This window comes from Alkalibacillus sp. S2W, assembly GCF_046764385.1.
GTDB lineage: Bacteria > Bacillota > Bacilli > Bacillales > Alkalibacillaceae > Alkalibacillus > Alkalibacillus almallahensis.
Window position 1 is genome coordinate 1,482,536 of record NZ_CP177234.1, and the last position, 19,700, is coordinate 1,502,235.

Annotated in this window: 20 protein-coding genes; 7 read left to right on the forward strand and 13 right to left on the reverse strand. The window is 35.6% G+C overall.

Translation table 11 applies throughout. The annotated features are described in order from the left end of the window. Window positions 1-25: 25 nt before the first annotated feature. The gene (locus ACKXGF_RS07985) at window positions 26-826 is read left to right on the forward strand and encodes a hypothetical protein (RefSeq protein ID WP_411953273.1); all 801 of its coding nucleotides are present in this window, start codon (window positions 26-28) and stop codon (window positions 824-826) included. Here the strand turns inward: ACKXGF_RS07985 and ACKXGF_RS07990 are convergent, their stop codons facing one another. Beyond that, the gene (locus tag ACKXGF_RS07990) at window positions 827-1,831 is read right to left on the reverse strand and encodes an LLM class flavin-dependent oxidoreductase (RefSeq protein ID WP_411953274.1); all 1,005 of its coding nucleotides are present in this window, start codon (window positions 1,829-1,831) and stop codon (window positions 827-829) included. Window positions 1,832-1,963: 132 nt separating this feature from the next. Next, window positions 1,964-3,733 (reverse strand): methyl-accepting chemotaxis protein, encoded by a 1,770-nt coding sequence (locus ACKXGF_RS07995; RefSeq protein WP_411953275.1) that lies wholly within the window; start codon window positions 3,731-3,733, stop codon window positions 1,964-1,966. 269 nt (window positions 3,734-4,002) lie between these two features. Here ACKXGF_RS07995 and ACKXGF_RS08000 point away from each other — a divergent pair, with 269 nt between their 5' ends. Further along, window positions 4,003-4,362 (forward strand): carboxymuconolactone decarboxylase family protein, encoded by a 360-nt coding sequence (locus ACKXGF_RS08000; RefSeq protein WP_411953276.1) that lies wholly within the window; start codon window positions 4,003-4,005, stop codon window positions 4,360-4,362. A gap of 49 nt (window positions 4,363-4,411) precedes the next feature. Here ACKXGF_RS08000 and ACKXGF_RS08005 read toward each other — a convergent pair whose 3' ends face one another. Next, complete coding sequence (locus tag ACKXGF_RS08005) at window positions 4,412-4,615, reverse strand: CDGSH iron-sulfur domain-containing protein (RefSeq protein WP_411953277.1); 204 nt, start codon at window positions 4,613-4,615, stop codon at window positions 4,412-4,414. A 140-nt stretch (window positions 4,616-4,755) separates the two neighbouring features. Between ACKXGF_RS08005 and ACKXGF_RS08010 the strand changes: the two genes are divergently transcribed. Then, window positions 4,756-5,676 (forward strand): glycerophosphodiester phosphodiesterase, encoded by a 921-nt coding sequence (locus ACKXGF_RS08010; protein WP_411953278.1) that lies wholly within the window; start codon window positions 4,756-4,758, stop codon window positions 5,674-5,676. 27 nt (window positions 5,677-5,703) lie between these two features. Here ACKXGF_RS08010 and ACKXGF_RS08015 read toward each other — a convergent pair whose 3' ends face one another. Beyond that, window positions 5,704-7,740 (reverse strand): penicillin-binding transpeptidase domain-containing protein, encoded by a 2,037-nt coding sequence (locus tag ACKXGF_RS08015; protein WP_411953279.1) that lies wholly within the window; start codon window positions 7,738-7,740, stop codon window positions 5,704-5,706. Window positions 7,741-7,858: 118 nt separating this feature from the next. Between ACKXGF_RS08015 and ACKXGF_RS08020 the strand changes: the two genes are divergently transcribed. Next, window positions 7,859-8,005, forward strand: coding sequence for a lmo0937 family membrane protein (locus ACKXGF_RS08020; RefSeq protein WP_167260417.1), 147 nt, complete (start codon window positions 7,859-7,861; stop codon window positions 8,003-8,005). Between the two features lie 99 nt (window positions 8,006-8,104). After that, window positions 8,105-8,635 (forward strand): peptide-methionine (S)-S-oxide reductase MsrA, encoded by a 531-nt coding sequence (gene msrA, locus ACKXGF_RS08025; protein WP_411953280.1) that lies wholly within the window; start codon window positions 8,105-8,107, stop codon window positions 8,633-8,635. Between the two features lie 42 nt (window positions 8,636-8,677). Here msrA (ACKXGF_RS08025) and ACKXGF_RS08030 read toward each other — a convergent pair whose 3' ends face one another. The 4 genes from ACKXGF_RS08030 to ACKXGF_RS08045 form a co-directional block, all read right to left on the reverse strand. Next, the gene (locus ACKXGF_RS08030; protein ID WP_411953281.1) at window positions 8,678-10,660 is read right to left on the reverse strand and encodes a prolyl oligopeptidase family serine peptidase; all 1,983 of its coding nucleotides are present in this window, start codon (window positions 10,658-10,660) and stop codon (window positions 8,678-8,680) included. A 132-nt stretch (window positions 10,661-10,792) separates the two neighbouring features. Continuing rightward, window positions 10,793-14,350, reverse strand: coding sequence for a dynamin family protein (locus tag ACKXGF_RS08035; protein ID WP_411953282.1), 3,558 nt, complete (start codon window positions 14,348-14,350; stop codon window positions 10,793-10,795). Window positions 14,351-14,381: 31 nt separating this feature from the next. Beyond that, the gene (locus tag ACKXGF_RS08040; protein WP_411953283.1) at window positions 14,382-15,425 is read right to left on the reverse strand and encodes a GGDEF domain-containing protein; all 1,044 of its coding nucleotides are present in this window, start codon (window positions 15,423-15,425) and stop codon (window positions 14,382-14,384) included. An 85-nt stretch (window positions 15,426-15,510) separates the two neighbouring features. Beyond that, a complete protein-coding gene (locus tag ACKXGF_RS08045) occupies window positions 15,511-15,747 on the reverse strand; it encodes an indolepyruvate ferredoxin oxidoreductase subunit alpha (protein WP_306978084.1) in 237 nt (78 codons plus the stop codon). A gap of 166 nt (window positions 15,748-15,913) precedes the next feature. Between ACKXGF_RS08045 and ACKXGF_RS08050 the strand changes: the two genes are divergently transcribed. Then, window positions 15,914-16,813 (forward strand): M14 family metallocarboxypeptidase, encoded by a 900-nt coding sequence (locus tag ACKXGF_RS08050; RefSeq protein WP_411953284.1) that lies wholly within the window; start codon window positions 15,914-15,916, stop codon window positions 16,811-16,813. A gap of 36 nt (window positions 16,814-16,849) precedes the next feature. On the opposite strand, the gene ACKXGF_RS08055 is transcribed toward ACKXGF_RS08050, so the two are convergent. The 4 genes from ACKXGF_RS08055 to ACKXGF_RS08070 all read right to left on the reverse strand — a co-directional run bounded on the left by ACKXGF_RS08055 (window position 16,850) and on the right by ACKXGF_RS08070 (window position 19,190). Then, window positions 16,850-17,053, reverse strand: a complete 204-nt coding sequence (locus ACKXGF_RS08055; protein WP_167260431.1) for a DUF6501 family protein — start codon at window positions 17,051-17,053, stop codon at window positions 16,850-16,852. A gap of 18 nt (window positions 17,054-17,071) precedes the next feature. After that, window positions 17,072-18,031, reverse strand: coding sequence for a peptide-methionine (S)-S-oxide reductase MsrA (gene msrA / locus ACKXGF_RS08060; RefSeq protein WP_411953285.1), 960 nt, complete (start codon window positions 18,029-18,031; stop codon window positions 17,072-17,074). A gap of 18 nt (window positions 18,032-18,049) precedes the next feature. Then, window positions 18,050-18,466 carry a VrrA/YqfQ family protein gene (gene vrrA, locus ACKXGF_RS08065; RefSeq protein ID WP_411953286.1) on the reverse strand — a complete coding sequence of 139 codons (417 nt, stop codon included), beginning with the start codon at window positions 18,464-18,466 and terminating at the stop codon, window positions 18,050-18,052. A 61-nt stretch (window positions 18,467-18,527) separates the two neighbouring features. Beyond that, window positions 18,528-19,190: a uracil-DNA glycosylase gene (locus ACKXGF_RS08070; RefSeq protein WP_411953287.1), complete on the reverse strand. Its 663-nt coding sequence runs from the start codon at window positions 19,188-19,190 to the stop codon at window positions 18,528-18,530. A 147-nt stretch (window positions 19,191-19,337) separates the two neighbouring features. Between ACKXGF_RS08070 and ACKXGF_RS08075 the strand changes: the two genes are divergently transcribed. Continuing rightward, the gene (locus ACKXGF_RS08075; protein WP_167260439.1) at window positions 19,338-19,427 is read left to right on the forward strand and encodes a YjcZ family sporulation protein; all 90 of its coding nucleotides are present in this window, start codon (window positions 19,338-19,340) and stop codon (window positions 19,425-19,427) included. Between the two features lie 48 nt (window positions 19,428-19,475). Here ACKXGF_RS08075 and ACKXGF_RS08080 read toward each other — a convergent pair whose 3' ends face one another. Continuing rightward, window positions 19,476-19,700 (reverse strand): YozE family protein, encoded by a 225-nt coding sequence (locus ACKXGF_RS08080; RefSeq protein ID WP_411953288.1) that lies wholly within the window; start codon window positions 19,698-19,700, stop codon window positions 19,476-19,478.

Below are 19,700 nucleotides of genomic sequence, written 5' to 3' on the forward strand. Positions count from 1 at the left end.
CAAAAATTATTAGGGGTCGTATTGTATGGTCGCGAAGCTTTATTTAAATCAAAATTTTAAACCCTCGCAACAGAATTCTTTTGTAGAAAAAGAGTCTCAAAAAGAACACAAACCAACAAATCAACTTAAAATAAATCGGTTACTATTGCTAATGCAATCAGTTTTTCAACAACTTTTCGCACTTAATGAACACGCTATTCAATCCGACATTAAACAAGATCAATTGCAAAAAGAGATGATGCAGTTAATCGATACAACAAAACATATTGATCGCAAAACCAACAATAATTTCAATCGTCTTACCCATCAAATAATGCGTCATGACGACAAATTAGATGATTTAAGTGGCTTAACTAAACAGATTATAAGAGAAGAAAATCAGATTAATAATCAACTTGAATCCCTGATAGCAAAGCAAAATGCAGCTATTAACAAAATTGATGGCGTAGATCTACAATTAAACAAATCCTCTCAACTACAAATCGAGATGGATGACCATATTAAAGAGATTGAATACTTGCAACAAATGTTTTTAGATGAACAAGAGCAAGTAAATGACACCATCAAGACTTACTATGATTATCTCATCGAGCATCTGAACAAAATGATTGAATCCAATCAAACGTCACTGATCCCTTTACTACAAAAATTGAATCCAGGCACACCCCTAACAACGGTCACTGTTAACGGTGATTCAATTCCCGTTCGGCTTTTCGTGCACATGAATCATCACACAAACCTTGTCACTTTTGTTGATGCTGAACGACAACTTCTAATTGCTGATTCACGTGATATCAATGCTATTCAGCTTAAAGCAATTAGTTGATTAGACTTTACCATCAACAATATCTTTTAATATTTGGTATGAACGCTTTTGTTTATCACGATCATAAATATAAGTCACTGCCATTAATTCATCAATGTCATAACGTGACTGAAACTGTGTTAATTGTTCCTTAATTGTTTCAGGGCTACCAATTAATGATGTTTTAGACATATTGTGTACCATTTGTAATTCAGCATCTCTAAATTGACTTAAAACATCTTCGTTCGGATGGCTTAGAGGATTGCTTGTCCCTCTTACTACATTTAAAAAGAACTGATCTAACGTCGTCTTTTCAAATTTTGCTTCCTCATCTGTCTCAGCCGCAATCACGTTTAAACAAATCATCATGTATGGTTCGCTTAAATATTCAGAAGGTTGGAAGTTCCGGCGATATAAATCAATAGCAGCATCCATTTGATGCGGAGCGAAATGAGCTGCAAACGCATATGGCAGGCCAAGATTAGCAGCCAATCGTGCTGAATCAGTCGAAGAGCCTAAAATATATAAAGGAATGTCTTTGCCGACACCTGGGAATGCTTTAACATAACCTTGTTGATCTTCCGGTCCAAAGTATTGTAATAAATCTTTAATGTCAGAAGGAAAATCATGAACAGCATCATGATTAGATCGTCTAATGGCACTAGCTGTTAATTGATCAGTTCCAGGAGCTCTCCCTAGCCCTAGATCAACACGGTTTGGATATAACGTTTCCATCGTACCAAATTGTTCAGCTACAATAAGTGGAGAATGATTTGGTAACATCACGCCACCAGAACCAACTCGAATAGAGTTTGTATTCTCTAATGTATGTTTGATTAACATGGATGTAGCAGAACTGACTAAGGTTGGTGTATTATGATGTTCAGCGATCCAATAACGTTCATAGCCCATTTCTTCAGTCGCTTGAGCTAAATCAACAAGGTCGTCAATTGCTTGTTTTTGGTCGCCACCTTCGCGAACAGGTGCTAAATTTAATACGGATAATGGTATATTTAGATTTGCCATAAGGATGTTCCTTTCATCTGTTAATGTCACTTCATATCCTATCAATATCTTTATTAGAATGAAATTAATTTGCTTTATTAACATAACAATTTTCTATCAAAAAAGCTGCCACAAATGTGACAGCTTTTTTGATTATTTCACTTTAAATTGATTAGCAGCTTCTTGGAGTTCTTCAGCCATATGTGAGAGTGCATCAGTTGCTGATGTCACTTCTTCTACACTTGCTGATTGTTCTTCAGCTGCACTCGCAACTTCTTCAGCTAATCCAGACGATTTTTCTGTTTGTTCAGAAACAGCTTCCATTGATTGAACCAACTTACCACTTCGCTCATCAATTTGCTGAATGGAATCAGAAACTTCTTTCATTCGATCTGAAACTGAATTTACAGCTTGAGCAATATCTTCAAAAGATTCGCCAGCTTTATGAACAAGCTCTTTCCCTTGATCCACGTTTTCAACACCATTCTCCATGGAATCGACTGCCTCTTTTGTTTGCTCTTGTATCTCATTGATGATTGACGAAATTTGACTTGTTGATTCTGTTGATTGCTCGGCTAATTTTCTTACTTCATCAGCAACGACAGCAAATCCTTTACCATGTTCTCCAGCACGAGCAGCTTCAATAGCTGCATTTAATGCCAGTAAATTCGTTTGTTCTGAAATATCATTAATAATAGTTAAAATTTTCTCGACTTCTTTTGAACGTTCATTGAGATTCTGAATAATATCACGTGTCGATGATGTATTATCGCTGATTTCATCCATTTGCTGGACGGCTTGTTGGACAACTTTTTCTCCATCCGCTGCTTGCTTAGATGTCTCTTCAGATGATTCATTAACACGTTCAGCACGTGAAGAAATTTCCTGAATATCATTAGAGATTTCCGAAACGTATTCGGTTGATTCATGCACTTGGCGAGATTGATGCTCGTGTCCTTCAGATACTTGTTGAATGGAATGCGCAATTTGTTCTGCTGCTTTAGAAGTTTCATCTGCATTTGCATTAAGTTGCTGAGAAGAAGCAGCAACTTGTTCAGATGATTCAACAACTTTTTTAATTAAAACGTGCATTTGATCAATCATTTGGTTATATTCTTCTGCCAAACGACCAAATTCATCTTCTGAAGTTACATCAATTGGCTGAGTTAAGTCTCCGTTTGCCACATTTTTTAGGCCTGTTTCTAATTGATTCATTTGCCTATTCATATAGCGAACAAATAAATAAACAGCCACGCCACCGACAATCACGGCAATTATACCTATAATAAAAATAGTTTGTGCATTGTCATTGCGTACTAATGTTGCTAATTTAGACATTTCGAAATCAATTGCTGCCACCGAAATAACTTCACCTTGATCATTGGTTACCGTTTTCGCTAATGTAATGATCGATTGATTGGTCGCGGCATCTATATATGGCTCTGTCCAAACAACTTCTCCTTGTTGTTCAGTTGCTAATTGGTACCATTCACGTTCAGTCGCATTATAATCCGATAAGTCCGCATCAGGAATGTTATCTAAATATAGACTCCCATCTGGTGTTCCCATATATAAGTTCAAAATATAATCGTGACCATCACTCTGTTCCTCAAAAAATGACTGATAATAATCCGTTAAGTCTTCATCATTCGTTGTAGGCATATTATCATAGTTTGTACTAGCACTTGGAATATCGGTGTTATTATAATTGATTTCACCTTCTTCAGTGATCGACGTTAATAATTGCTCGTACTCATTAAACACCTCTGTTGCCTCACTCGTTTCCGATTCAATCACATCTTTCGGAATAATGGTGTTTTCCAAAAATGACGTTTGGCTATAAGAAATAAAGCCTATAATCACTAATGGAATAATTAATAGCGCTAACATAATGGCTGTTAGCTTAAATTTTATGGATTTCATATGTATTCCCCCTCGACAATTCTCGACTTTATGATATGTATTAAATGTACCAATTTTACAACAACTTTGTAAATATAAATCTAAAGAATTATTTCCCGGGTAAGCGCAAATACTATATAAATCAAACAATTCAGGTCAAAATGTTTATAATTTTGACAAGTTATTAGATCGAGATTTGTCATAATCGGCTCGAATATAAAGAAAGTCCGGAAATAAAATGAATAACCTCACGCAGATAAATCACATTAATAAAGAAAGGTGTGATAACTATGAATCATGAGAATCATGAAAATTTCGATGATGTACTGCTTTATGTAAAAGAAAAAACAAGCGAAGTGGAGAAAAATTTACCTGAATTGACTGAACAGTATTTTCGGTTTACTGATTCAGCTTTTAAAGAGGGGTCCTTAGACGAGAAGACAAAACAGCTTATAGCATTAAGCATTGCTGTTTATACGAAAGACCATTATTGCATGGTGTATCATGCAAAAGGGGCTGCTGAACATCAGGCTGAAGAACAAGAAGTTTTAGAAGCAATTGGTGTCGCGATTGCTTTAGGTGGAGGCGCCGCTTGGAGTCAAGGTGTGACATTCGCTCATGACGCTTTTCTTCATTTCAAGCAGCAATAATAAAATCCCCTTTGTGTAAAAATAAACACAAAGGGGATTTAATATGTAATTAGGCCCGTGAAATATCTTGGAAATCAATCTGTTTATGTGACCCGTCACAAAACGGTTTATTTTGAGAGGCCCCACAACGACAAAGTGAAAACGCTGGTTTTGTTTGATATTCATTGCCTTCAGCATCCAATAATGTCACATCGCCTTTTACTAAGATCGACCCATTATCTCTTATTTGAACAATAGGTTTTTCATCATTCATACTACCCCTCCCTTCTTTCATATATTATACCATCATCAATATAAATCACAAGTAAGTTTACATAATATTGTTATGGTTATCTTAATGTTTTGCTTAACAAAAAGTATGGAACCATGCAATTATATCTGGGATTGGGGGTGATGGTTTTCAGATTCAAGCTAAATAAAGTGATTATAGTTAGTTTAGTAACAGTGGTGCTCTTGTATACTGGTTTTAATGTGATTGTGTTTCATTCTGTCGAATCAAAACTTTTTTTTGAACAAGACAGGCCTATGGTGATTGCTCACCAAGGAGGTGAAGAATTAAGGCCCTCTTCAACAATGGCAGCTTTTAAACATGCTGATCAATTAGGAGTCGATGCTTTAGAGACTGATTTACATATAAGTGAAGATGGTTATTTAATGAATATACATGATGCAACAGTTGACCGTACAACTGATGGAACAGGACTTGTGGCTAATTTGACACTTGAAGAATTAAAACAATTAGACGCAGGTTATTATTTTAAAGATCGTGACGGTCATTATGCTTATCGTGGAAAAGGTTTAGAATTAATCACCTTAAATGAACTGTTTCAAGCCTTTCCAAATCAAAAATTTATTTTAGAAATAAAAGCGACAAATCCAGACCATCGAATTGATGAAATGATTACTAGACTAATAAATTTAATTGATCAATATAATATGCAAGACAAAGTTTTGATCGGATCATTTGATCATCATATTATTAAAAAATTTCAACGTAAAGATCCCTTTAATGTTGCGACTTCTGGCGGGCGTCAAGAGATCCGTGATTTTGTGCTTACTCATAAGTTATGGATAAGAAATTTATATAATCCAAGTATTGATGCTGTTTCAATACCAACTTCAGAAAGTGGTTTTGATTTAACATCCAAATCCCTGTTAGACGGTGCTGAGCGTTTAGGCCTAGAAGTTTTTTATTGGACAATCAATGATGAAGAAACCATGCGTGAACTATTAAAATCTGGCGCCGACGGAATTATAACTGACAGACCTGATTTATTAATTGAGGTTATTCAAGACTTAGAAAAAGAAAAATGAGTGGCCAGTATGCTGACCACTCATTTTTTATTTATATTCCTCAAAAAACTGTTTACTTAAATCGACAGCAACGCCACTTCCACCTCGATCTTGCACTCCTTCAACTAACAAACTTAATAATAAATTGGGGTCATCTTGATCATAACTAACAAAGAGACCATTTTGTTTACCATTGTCTTCTTCCTGACTTGATTTTAATTCTGCTGTTCCTGTTTTACCTGCCATTGCTTTACCATCAAGATCAATCTGTGTAGCTGATCCATCTGTTACAACACTTCTTAAAGCATCTTGTAAAATTTGATTTTCCTCATTTGATACAACATCTTCTAACCAAACCTCATCTTCTTCATTTAACAACAATTTAGGTTTCATATATTGACCATCATTTGCCACACCGCTATAAATAGAAGCCAAATGAGTGTTATTTATAAGCACTTCACCCTGACCAAACGATGTATCAGCTAGCATACCTTCTGACGTAATTTCACCTGAATTCGATACTTGAGATGCAGGTAATGGATAAGTAAACGGTAATGGTTCACCAAAACCTAATGATTGCAATCCGTTTGCTAAAGGTTCTGCCCCTATATCCAACCCTAGTCGAGCGAAGTAAATGTTATCAGAATGAGTCATAGCAGTATCAAAATCGACTTCTGAATAACTTGAACTCACTCGAGTTACGTAATAATCTCCCCAGCTAGAATCTTTTTGCCAACGTAAGCCATCGATTTGTTCAACTTCTTCAGGGTTTAATTTATCTTGTTTAAAACCAACAAGGCTAGTTAATAACTTCATCGTAGACCCTGGCGAATAGTTAGATGCAAATCGGTTAAGCGTTGGGTTGTTTTCATTTGATGTTACTTCGTCATATTCGGCATTCGTCATACCCATGACAAATTGATTCGGATCAAAAGTTGGAAAACTTAATAAACTTAACACTTCACCAGTTTGTGGGTGCATGACTGTAGCTGTACCCGTTTCTTCTTTTACAATATCATATAATGTCTCTTGTACATTCATATCTATGGTTGTTTCTACTGTTTCACCGTCTACAGGTTCTTTCTCAACGACAGTCGTATTAGATCCGTTATTTTTTTCAATAACGATTGCTACACCATCTTCAGCACGTAGTTGATCTTCAAACAATTGCTCTAGCCCACGTTTACCAATAACATCATTTGAACTATAACCTTCTGATTCTCTTTCTTCCAGTTCACTTGCGGTGATCGGTCCAATATACCCTGTTAAATGTGCAGCAGCTTTTCCATAAGGATAAACTCGATCTGTTTTAACTCTTGTTGTGACACCCGAAACGCTTGTCGCTTCTTCTACTACATCCTCTTCGTTAATCCCAATATTTCGAATCGGAACAAAATAATTCGATTCAACCCAGCTTTGGTTCAACTTATTTTCAATGTACTCATTAGATACTGTTAAGGATTCACTTAGTTCATCTAAATTAGATTCATCAAATTGCTCAGGAGTGATGCCGACTTCATACACCTCACCTAATGTTGCAAGGGCATTACCATTTCGGTCTAAAATCTCCCCTCTTCTTCCCTCATTCTGCTCTAGAGCAACTTTTTCATTCTTTTCTAATTCAGGTAAAATTAATTCCGGTTTCCAATTAATTAACCAACGATCTTTTTCTAAATCTTCATGATCTTCAGCAGCCTGCTTAGTCATGTTGACGTTAACTTCATATTCAACATCGCCCGCTAATGTAGAGAATGAAATTTTTAGAGGCATTTCGTATTCGTCACGATCTTCAATATTTTCTCGAAGCTCTGTTAACTGTTCTTCATTATTGTTAGTCATTTCTACAGACAGGTTACTTATTTCTAAATCGTTATACAAATCATTATAGCGGTCAACAAAGTCCTCTTCACCAAATGATTCTGTAGCTTCTGATGTTAAATATTGATCATACATCTCCTGAAATGAATTCTCTTCCCATAGGGCAATGTAATCTCCCATGCTATCATGAGGAATCACGACTTCTTCATCCGAACAAGCTACTAAGACGAATATAAGAATGGGAAATAAAACAAATGCTTTTTTCATTATGTACCTCCATTAATCTAAACAGTCTACCAATATTTTAGCAAAAAATATTGAAAAATAGTGATAATTTGATTGAAAGATTTAAAATTAGGGTAATCTTATAACTGAGGTGATTAAAATGCTTTGGACTATTATTATTATCATTTTAGCATTATGGCTGATTGGTTTTGTATTAGAAATTGCGGGTGGACTCATTCATCTCCTTCTCGTAGTAGCAGGCATTGTCTTTATTTATCAACTTATTACAGGAAAACGAAGTTTGTAGCTGCTAATCACTTGATTGGCAGCTTTTTTTTGAAGCGGTTGTCTTTCGTCTTTTGAAAAAAATTGCTATAATCAAAAGACGATTTAAGGAGTGATAGACATGAGCAATCAAAAAGCATATGCAACATTTGCTGGTGGTTGTTTTTGGTGTATGGTAAAACCATTCGATCAATGGGATGGCGTCAACAGTGTCATCTCTGGTTATACTGGCGGTCACATCGAAAACCCAACATATGAGCAGGTAAAATCTGGTCAAAGCGGTCATTATGAATCCGTTCAAATTACATATGACCCTGATAAAATAGATTATAACACAATTTTAGACTTATATTGGAAACAGATTGACCCTACTGACCCAGACGGACAATTTCACGACAGAGGTCCTCAGTATCGTACGGCTATTTTTTATCATACTGATGAACAACAAAAATTAGCAGAAGCTAGTCGGCAACAACTTGAAGCATCAGGAAAATTTAATAAACCAATTGTAACTGAAATTAAGCCGGCTGAAAACTTCTATCCAGCAGAAGAATATCACCAAGATTTTCATGAAAAGAATCCTGATGAATATCAAGCTGATCGCGTGAAATCAGGTCGTGATGAATTCATCCAGGAATATTGGTCTAATTAATTAAAGCCGTTTCCCCCTTTTATTGAGAGGAAACGGCTTTTTTTAGCTAATATATTGATTAAACCAATCAATAATATGCTGCAGTCTTTCGATTCTTAAGTTTGGTTTACCGGTGCGCGATAGGTTATGATCTGCTTCTGGAAAACGAACAAATTCTGTTTCATTGCGCTGGTATTTTAACGCAATGTAAAGTTGTTCAGCTTGTTCCATTGGGCACCGGAAATCATGCTCATTATGGATGATTTTAAGTGGTGTTTGAACTTGGTCAACATATGCAATCGGTGAATGCTTCCACATTGTTTCAATATCATAGAATGAGGCTTGGATTTGCCAATCCGAAAAGTAATAACCAATATCACTAACGCCACGGAAGCTTGTCCAATTGGAAATACTTCGTTGAGTAACCGCTGCTTTAAAACGATTCGTATGTCCGACAATCCAGTTCGTCATAAAGCCACCATAACTACCACCAGTTACAGCTAAACGATTCTCATCAATCCAAGCATAGTTTGTTAAGACATGTTCGACACCTGCCATAATATCTTGGTAATCACCATTACCATAATCTCCACGTACAGCATCTACAAATTCTTGCCCATAACTATGACTACCGCGAGGGTTTACATAAAGAACGCCATATCCCTGACCAGCAAAATACTGCATCTCATGGAAGAATGTATTCCCATAAAACGCATGTGGTCCACCGTGGATATTAACAATCAAAGGATATGATTCGGATTTATCGAAATTCGCCGGTTTCATTAACCAACCATGGACTGTCCAATCATCAAAGCTTTTGTATTGAATGGCTTCTGGTTCAACCAATTCTGTTTCATCAATAAATGTCTGATGCTCGTTTGTTATTTGCGTTAAGCGTCCATCAGTTAAAGATAATTCATATAACTCACTTGGGCTTGTTGGGTAACTAATAGTCACTAAGGCAGTTTGTTTATTCGGATCAATATCATAGCCTACAACATGTAAGTTGTCGTTGATGGCTGGATATAATGATCCTCCGACATGTCCGTAATATAATAGCACATTGCCAAAATTCGATACTGGTAAATAAAACGTTTCATCGCTTGCCCAAACAGCAGGCCTTAAAACGGGTTGTTGCTGGGTATCTGCAACAATAAAATCACCAACAGGTGCGTCAAAATGTTCTGTTAAACATGCTGTCACTCCTGAAGAGATGTGATAAGCATATAGTTCAACATGGGTTGCGTTTTCATAGTTTCGTCCCATATGAGCGAATAATAGATGCTCTCCGTTTGGCGAAACACTAAACCCTGAAGGCGTTCCTTCTTCTGTGAATAATGGATGTTCAGTTTTGGCTGTTAGATGGTACAAATAAGCTTCTTGATTGAAATTAAAATCCTCGTCTTCAGAATAATCCGTGGTATAAACAATTTGAGATTGATTAACCCATGTTTGAAAAGAGAAGTTCTGTTCCCCTTCTTTAATGGTTTCAACATCTTCTGTTTCAAGGTTTAAACGTTTTATCACTTGATACTTCCGCTTTAGTAGCCCAGCACCATCTGCTTTGTATTTCATTCGGCTAATTACAACAGGTTGGGGTAAATCATCACATTGATCATCGTTCTCTTCTTCTCGTTGATTTAAATCCTCTGCTTTAACAGAAGTTTGTAGCATGATGAATTGACCATCTGGTGAGAACTCAGCCTTCGAGACTCCCTCTTTCTCATCTGTAATCTTCTTGGCCTCACCACCGTAACGAGACATCCAATAGACTTGATTCTGATCATCACGATTCGAAATAAAAATGATTGAATCGCCTTTAGGTGACCAACGCGGATGACTCACACGTGATACTCCAAATGTGAATTGAGACAGTCGATCTTCCGTCACGTTGTAATGGAACAAATTAGATTCATATTGATTGCGTTCTTCATTCAAAGTGGTTTTAACAAATAAAGCTTCCTTATAATCTGGTGAATACCTAGGATCCGTTAGAGATGCCAAATTAAAAATATCATTCGCTTGTACTGCCTTTTTTGTTATCATAATTCCCTCCGACTATTAAGATTCAATGACCGAACATAACTAGACTCTTAAAGTGATAATCTAGCTAAGTAAAACATTAATATCTTCATGTTATATTTTTTTTCAGAATATGTCGAATAAAATTAAAACTTTTTAAATAAATTCATCATGTAATTCTCTTAATTGATTCGCTTGTTCCGCATCACCATACAATTGGGCTTTAGAGTCAATCATATGACGAATATTGGTTAAATAACGCTCTGATTCTGTATGATATGTGACTTCAATTTGATTTTGGTAATGCTTTTTTAATGATAAGAGAAATTGATCTTGAATTTCATTTAAATTCGATTGCACATGAGCTTTGAGTTCTTCGAATAAAGTTTTGACCTGTTGTTCAACAAAAAATTGTTTTTGATCTTTATAAAAAGAAACAAATTGATTAAGGGAGTTAGAATCAATAATTGAGATAAATTTTTCATTTGTTGCCTCTTCCATTGCCTGCTCAGCAATATACAATTGTTCGAAATCCGTCTCCGAATCAACGAAACGATTAATGTCTTGACTGATTGATTGAAGTACTTGTTGAAAATGGCGATCTAAAATCATGTTTGTTGAATGAAATTCTGTTTCTAATCGGTTTTCAGCATTGATCGCAAGTTGTTTTATCGCTTGCTTTAATTGTGTTTGACCACGTTTACCTTTTTGAGTGATGGTGGTCGGATTAATAACCTCTTTCATCATTTCATTTAATTGAATCATAACGCGGTCATTTAAGTAATAAACAAGTTCATCTATTTGTTGATTGATTTGTTGTTCATAAATGGTCTTATCCATTGATGATAAAAATTGTTTTAGGCTCTTGAATTGCTCTTCGTATTGCTGGATCCGTTGTTCTTGTTCGACTTGGTTTTCTTGTAATTCATGAACAGTTTGTGTAACGAACACTTTTAAGTTTTCAATTTCTTGCGATAATGTTTGAGCCGTTAATAGTTTAGCATCTGTTTCAATAAATTGTTGAAAACGATCAAAAAATGCAACTGCACGAGAATCAGAATATTTTTGACTGACATCTTCATTTAACCTTTTGCTAGAGAGTGGGAAAATCTGAGGCGATTCAATCCCATATTGTCGTAATTGTTCTGATAAATAATCTTTCACATCATTTAATTCCTGATCGTCTTTTGCTAAATCAGCTGCGTTTAAAATAAAGAACATCTTATCTAATGAAAAGGATGATTTCACACGTCCTAGTTGAGATAAGAATTCACGGTCTGCTCGAGCAAAAGCATGATTATAGTAATTAACATAAACAATCACATCAGAATGACGCACATAATGCATCGATACATTTGTGTGTCGTGCATGAATTGAATCTGCCCCAGGCGTATCAACCAGAGTGACGCCTTGTCTTGTTAGTTCACAATCATAATAGACCGTTATTTCCTCCACGTAACAAGATAGTGTCTCATCAGTTACATAAGGTTCGAACGTTTGTAAACTTGATGTTAATGTTTCACCTAAATATTGTTCTGACTGTTGCTTCCCTGTAAAGAATGCTTCTACAAATGACCAATCTGTCTTAGAAAGCATGGCCTGTAAGTCCTGTTGTTGTTTATCAATAAATGAATATAACTGCTCGATCGTATTAAACTGTTTATCAGTTACAGGTTCTAGCACTTTTGAAACTTGATGTAATAAAGTATTTTCTGTCTTGAATTGTACGGTGACCTCACCATGTTCCCTAGGACGATTAGGCGGTGCAATCTTATTGATGGCTGCTGTGGTTGGATTTGGTGAAACTGGCAGTATTGCCTGGCCTACCCAAGCATTAGCAAATGATGATTTACCAGCACTAAAGGCACCGAACAAAGCAACAGTATACTGCTGTTGATCTAATTGAGTAAGGCTTTTCTGAATTGAACTATAAAATTCTGTTAACAAAGGCATCGTTTCTAAATATGATAATATGTTTTGGGCTTGAGTTTGGACTTCTTCTACTACTAAAGTCGATTGATTATAAGATGGTTCAGAATCAGAACTTGTTATAGAATCTGTTATTGAATCAGATATAATATCATCAATTAATACCTTAGTTTGCTCAGCTTCTTTATGATTGATCGCATCTTTTAGAAGACTATGATCACTGGTGGTCATCCAAGTCTCACGTTTAAGATAATCAATAAATTGTTTCTTTTCTAATGTTTCCTGATTTGATTCCCTAGCATTTTCCAAGTGTTCTTCAATGTCTTTAAGTTGCTCAGTTAATTGTTCCTGTTGATCCTCAGTTGCATTTGCTATTTCTGTGAACAATTGTTCTAATAAAGGGGTTACATCTTCTTTAATAGATTGATTGAGCTTTGTTTGCAGATTTTCTGTGTAATTAAGTACATAATGACCCGTAATTTCTGCAGATGAATTGTGAGTTTCTAATAAAATAGCCTCGTTTATTTGAAAATCATACTGTTGAAGTCTCTGTTTTAATTGACTATTACTTAAAGATTGCTGGTTATATGTTTCAAGTAAAGTGTTACGAACATGCCAGCTTATTTCAGTCGTAACTTTTTCTTGTAATTGGTTAATAAACTGATCTCGACGTCTTTCCTTTTCTTCGTCAGTTTTCTTTTTAGAAAACAAGCCACCTACTTTAAATTTAGGCTGTAATGATTCAAGATAAGCCTTTGCAAGTTCTCGTGTATCTGCTGTCATGACGTAAGCTTCATTAACTATTTTTCCAATCGTTTGTTTATACTGTGTGATAAATTGTCGTTGATCTAGATTTAATAAGCTAAGTTGCTCTTTTAGTTCATCATATTGTCTTTGATAGGTTTGTTCATCGGCAGCATTCAACGTTTGGTTTGCCTCATCATAATATCGGTTCGCTAACTGATCAATTACCGTCTCAACTTCTACTTTTAGGCGTAATTCAAGCTGATCCTGTATTGTATCAGTCACACGATCGATATAAGACTTAAGTTCATCCAATTGGTTATGTTCATGGTCAAGATCAATTAAAGATGTTGTGAAAATCGCATCTGGATTAAGTCCCCAAAGTTCGCAACTTTCTCGTAAAGCGTTCAAATAGTCAGACATTGTCATTTCTTTAGCATCATGCTTATCGACTTGGTTCACGACAATAATATATGGCACTGATTTTTTCTCTAATTCATATAAAAACTGAAAATTAATCTCTGACTGTACGTGATTATAATCGACAACATATACGAAATAATCAATTAAATGCACACGAGATAGAGTTCTAGCAAATTCTTGATCGTCTGCAGAATCAATACCTGGAGTGTCCATTAATGTTGTTCCTTTAAGAGATGGTAAGTCTGTTTCAATCGTTAAAGACTGAACTTCTTCACCATTTTTTGAAAGACGATGTACTTCTTCCATATCAATAGATGATGACGTAGCATATCGTTCCTGATTTAAGTGATAAGTCACATGTTCATCTCCGTGCTTAATTTCTACTATATTAGCACTTGTTGGAATCGGACTTGATGGTAATATGGATTGATCTAATATATGATTAATCATGGATGACTTCCCTGCTGAAAAATGTCCAGTAAATCCAATGACTGTTTCAACATTTAACCACTTTTGATATAAATCTATTATTTTTTGTTGCTCTTTTTTCTCATCATTTCGTTTAGCCACTTCAAATAACGTATCTAGATTTAATGCCATCTGTGTTTCTGTTGTCATTCTGTAACTCCCCATCTTCCCTTATACGATTCTATTGAAATGTCTCATCAAAAACAGCTCGATTTTTACCTGAAGCTTTAGCTTGTTGCATGCAACGATCCACTCGTCGTAAGAACTCATTATGATCGTCTTTTTCCATTAGCGTCCCAACGCCATAACTTAATGTGACGTTTTCACCTTGCAAAGGTTCAAGCAATTGAACATGTTCGTAGATATAGTTATTCCATCTCTCAATCTCTTGTTCTAGATGAGTACGTTTCTGATCGAATAGAATCACCGTAAACTCATCTCCATTATATCTAAAGCTATAACCTTTCTGAGGTTCAACCCAAAAATCTAATGTAGAGCCGATAACAGCTAGTACTCGATCACCCCACTCATAACCCAAGCGATCGTTTAACATTTGAAAATCGTCAATATTGAATTTAATTAAAGCGATAGGTTTCCTTTGATCCACGAGCTTCATTAGGGTGTTTTGGAACGTGCGGTGATTATAGAGGCCTGAAACATAATCTTTCATCGCCTCTTCCTTGTAATCGATGTGATCAAATGAGCTAGCTTCTTTTCGAATGGTCATTGAACTCGTTAAAATACCAATTAATAATATAAATACTAGATTCATAATAAACGGAATCGTAATAAAATCATTTACTCCATTAATATAGTAACTAATGATACTATAGGTTGCCATAACTAAGACAGTCATTAGCATTGAAATCTTCATACTCCAAACAAGTGTAATATGTAATAACCATATAAAGAATAATGGTAAGAATAATGAATAATGACTTCCTGCCATTAGTAATATAATCGTATAAAATATTAAATCCAAGATTAATCCTATATGAACAATAATCAACTTCAATTTAGAATACGTCGCCAAGGCTTTTAAACTGATATGAACAATCAAAGTATAAAGTGCAGCAATGCCTATACTATACCAAAAAATCTGTTGATCAATTGTGAAAATCTCTTCTCCTTGTTGTAGCATAAAAATTAAGGCTAAACTTACTAGTAATAACCAGCGTGCATATGAAAAAATATTTTCGATGTACTCGTCTTTTTTATTGAACATATCTGTAATCTCCTAATAAATTGAATTCATTCAGTGTAAAAAAAAGAGACTAGATACGACATCCAGTCTCTTTCTAATGTATCTGTTAACCTTGGAAAAATTTCCGATTGATTTCGATGTATTCACGTTCTTCTTGTGGAAGCTCGTCCTCGTGATAAATTGCTTCAACCGGGCATACGGCCTCACATGCTCCGCAATCAATACAAATATCTGGATCTATATAGAACATGTCTTTACCTTCTTCAATACAATCAACTGGACATACATCCACACACTCTGCTGCCTTTTCATCTTTACAAGGTGATGAAATAACAAATGCCAAGATAAATCCTCCTTTAACTGTTGTGTATAAACCCATCATACCATTTATTAACGCTGTTAACTACGTCTGAATAGAAATTTTCCCTTTCATTATAAGGAGTTTTCAAATTTTGTGCAAATTTAAACCTTAACATACATATTATGAACCGATTAGGAGGTTTTAATTAATGCGGGCCAGACAACTTATTCAAGATCAATCTCTTTACACTTATGCGAAGTTTGAGCATGATTTAATGGCATTAAAAGCTGAACACCCCATCTTTTCAATTGATAAAATTGGGACTTCTATTCAGGGGAAAGCAATATATGAAATCGTCATAGGAGATGGAGACAAATCCATCCATTTAAATGGTTCAATGCACGCTCATGAATCGATTACAACCAATGTCTTAATGCGGTTTCTTGCTGATTATATTGATGCCTATGAGAATAATGAGTCGATTAACCATATAGATGCAAGGTCTATGTATAATCAGATTAAGTTTTCCATTGTACCTCTTGTTAATCCTGATGGTGTTGATTTAATTAATCAAGGGTTACCTCAATCAAAATCCCTCAAAAATGACGTATTAGCGATTAATCAACAATCACACCATTTTGCAGGATGGAAAGCCAACATTCGAGGAGTTGACCTTAATAATCAGTTTCCAGCTCATTGGGAAATAGAACAACAACGGAACCCTAAACAACCTTCACCTCGGGATTTTCCAGGCTTTCAACCGCTGACAGAACCTGAAGCGATAGCTATTTATGAGTTGACGAGTAATAAACAATTTGATCGAGTCCTAGCGTTTCACACGCAAGGTGAAGTGATTTACTGGGGATATGAAGGATTAGAACCACCTCAATCTAATCAGATTGCTGACGTTTATGGTGATGTTAGTGGTTATCAACCCATCCGATACGTTGATAGTCATGCTGGATATAAAGATTGGTTTATTCAAACGTATCAAAAACCCGGATTCACAGTAGAACTTGGTAGCGGCGTGAATCCGTTGCCTATAAGTGATTTAAATCAACTCTACCCTCAAGCCTTAAGTATTATTTTAGCCAATATGGAGGTATGAATAAGGGTTCTAACCAATTGGTTAGAACCCTTAATTTTAAACCTCTTGAAAATAATCTTTGTAAAAGCCGCCCATTTTACCACTATCATCAATAACAAAGTAAAATTCTTCTGATTCATTTTTTACGTCATATGTTTTGCCTGATGTTAACACATTTTCTACTGTAAATTTTTCCGCATTTGTGTGAACACATTTAATTTGTTTAATAGGTTCATTTTGCTCCCATGTTTTATGAATCACTGTTATCACTCCTACTTATTAATCGAATAATACTTTATACTTGCCGTAACCTTGTTCATCCAGCTGTTCTTTCGGTATAAATTTAAGCGCAGCAGAATTAATACAATAACGCATACCACCTGCTTCTTGAGGTCCATCGTCAAACACATGACCTAAATGACTATCTGCATGTTGACTGCGCACTTCTATTCGGCGCATCCCTAAAGAAGTATCAAGATCTTCTTCTAACGGTGCGATGGGTTTCGTGAAGCTTGGCCAACCACAGCCCGCATCATACTTATCATTTGATGAAAATAGTGGCTCACCACTCACAATATCAACGTAAATCCCGTCTTCTTCGTGATCCCAGTACTCATTTTGATATGGAGTTTCTGTTGCATCTTCTTGCGTGACTTTATACTGTATATCAGTTAATCGATTTTTTAAATCGTCCATTTCTTGCTGATTTGACCAATGTTCTTTAATAAAACCTTGTCGACCTGATCCTTTTTTATACATTTTATAATGGAAAGGGTGTTTTTTATAATAATCTTGGTGTTCTTCTTCAGCAGGATAAAATGTTTTAGCTTCAAGGATATCGACGACAATTGGATCTTTAAATTTACCACTTTCAACTAAGGCTTGCTTAGATTGTTCAGCTAATTGTTTTTGTTCTTCATCATGATAATAAATAGCTGGCTTGTACGACTCGCCTCGATCATTAAATTGACCACCTGCATCAGTTGGATCGATTTGTTGCCAAAAGATCTCTAATAAATCTTCATAAGGAAACACAGAAGGATTATATTTGATTTGTACAGCTTCTCGGTGTCCAGTGGTCTCTGAACATACTTCTTCATAAGTTGGATTTTTCGTATGTCCCCCTGTATAACCTGATTCAATGGATTCAATTCCTGGACGGCGGTCGAATGGTTCAACCATACACCAAAAGCAACCGCCAGCAAATGTTGCTAGTTTTAAGTTATTAGACAAAATCATCACCTCTTAAATGACAAATCAGATATACAATTTAGGTTCTGGAAGTTGATCGTGACGGCTTTCTTTAGTTTGATTCACTTTGCTTACACCCAAATCATGGTATTTAGTTTTATCTAAATCATGATCATCAATTGCAATCTTTGATTCATCATGTTTTTCATCTTCCATCATTAATTTTATCATATCAACCATAAAAGGTGCATGCTTTAAAAGCGGACCGTATTGTTTCCAAACCGGTATTAATTGTTGTACAAGTGTTAACCCTTTTTGAACCATATGAAGCGTTTCATGCAATGAATGTTCATTTGATTTAGCTTGCATCAGCAAGGGCTTACGATTGTGGGTTGAACCAAACAATTTTTCTAAGAAATTCGGTTTTCTATGATTCACAAAGCCGCTGTGCACAGGATTATGCCAATGATACATGGGTTCCATTCCATCTCACTCCTTTATCAGCTACTATACTTATACGGGATTATGACCCTTATTGTATAGGCTAATGTGTCAAACACCAATCAATAGTCGTTTGTTGGTGTCTTATTAAAGCCTTATTAACTTGTGTGAATGGTTGGCTTCCAAAGAACCCTCGATAAGCTGATAAAGGACTTGGATGCGGCGCATGCACAATCGTGTGGCGCGATTGAATAAGCTGAGCTTTTTGATAAGCTTGCTTCCCCCATAAAATGAAGACAATATGGGAATGACTTTCACTTAATTGTGTAATGACGTCGTCTGTGAAAGAATGCCAACCTAAACGACGGTGGCTATTTGCTTCACCTTGTTTGACTGTTAGAGATGTATTTAACATTAGTACACCCTCTTCAGCCCATTGCGCTAAATCACCATGTGGTAGCTCACAACCTAAATCATTCCACAACTCTTTATTAATATTTCGAAGCGATGGTGGAAAAGCTTGCCCTTTAGGAACAGAGAAGCTAAGTCCATTCGCTTGATTCGGTTGGTGGTAAGGATCTTGCCCTAACAAGACCACTTTTACATTGGCAAAGGGTGTTAATTCAAAAGCACGAAACAGTTGATGATATGAAGGATAAATAACGTTCTCAGTATAGGCTTGTTCTACCGTTTCTAATAAATGTTGAAAATACGCTTGATTTAATTCTGGTTTTAAATTTTGCTCCCAATCTTCAGGTAATATCATTCATTAACCTCCTTTATTTCCCGGGTAAGCGCAAAATACGACTTATACATACAAGATAACTAAGTTTTCTCAATGCTACAACAGCCTATACACAATGGGTAAAAGCTGCATAGGTTAGGAGTGAAACCAATGAAGGAGGCATGCATCATGGGTAAAGGATATGATAATAACGGCTTCACACTAATTGTTGTGCTTTTCATTTTACTAATCATTGTTGGTAGCGCATACGTTTGCTAATGGATTTTAAGATGATAAAGGCTTCACCACAAGTGGTGAAGCCTCTTATCATGTTTCAGTATGTCGCTCGTACTCTTCCCAAAGTTGATCAAAAATTTGGATTGCCTTAGGAAATGGACTATTCATTTCTAGATATTCACTTATCTCATTATAATTTACAGACTGTTTGGGGAATCCATGATCACGAAATATTGCTTCAGCAAGTTGTTTCCGCGCATCATGTTTATTTTGGATTCCTCTATATTGCATAGCAAAATGATAAAATGATCTCAA